The sequence below is a fragment of the Vibrio sp. 2132-1 genome (genome assembly GCF_033344315.1).
The window spans coordinates 1-707 of sequence record NZ_JAWPON010000331.1 but is presented as its reverse complement, the minus strand read 5'-3'; the positions used below and the strand labels follow the sequence as shown (position 1 = coordinate 707).

At 51.6% G+C, this 707-nt stretch carries 1 protein-coding gene; it reads right to left on the bottom strand.

Going from position 1 to position 707, the window contains the following annotated elements; all coding sequences use genetic code 11:
* Positions 1-707: GGDEF domain-containing protein (locus R8N47_RS25235; protein WP_318186112.1), on the bottom strand; the 707-nt coding region annotated here is incomplete at both ends.

The window sequence follows — 707 nt, the reverse complement described above, 5'->3', positions numbered from 1 at the left end:
CCTCGTGCACCAAGTTGACGCTCTGCATTTCCATCTGGCGACGCTGCAACTCTTCATTATCTAAGCTGAACAGATTGTAACGGTTACGCCCCTGCTCTTTCGCCGCATGGCACGCCGAATCTGCTTGCGCGTGCACCATTTGCGGCGTTTCTGCCGTGTGGTCGATGATACGAATGCCGACCGAGCAACTGATGAATAAGCGTGTGTCTTCCCAGATAAATAGGTGCTCACCCAATGTGGAGATAATCACCTTCGCAATATTGATTGCACCATACTCATCGCAATCTTTCAGTAGCACCGCAAATTCATCGCCGCCCATTCTCGCCAGCACGGAATTGTATGGCAGCACCTCTTCCAACATGCTGGCGCAAAATTGAATCGCGGCATCGCCCGCATCGTGCCCAACGGTGTCATTAAGCACTTTCAACTGGTCGAGATCGAGGTACAACATCGCATGCACTCGGCGGTGGCTATCCACTTCACGCAGCGCGGTTTTCAACTCCAACTCAAAGTGGTTGCGGTTGTATGTCCCCGTCAATAAGTCATAACGCGGCTGATACTCTAACTTCTCAGCCAAAAGTTTGGTCTCTGAAATGTCCTCACCCACAATCAGCAACTGATCGGAATCGTTGAGCGGTCGAATGTTTTCGCGTACCCAAACGCTGTGCCCGTCAGCATGGCGATACTCGATTTCACGTCGCCATACA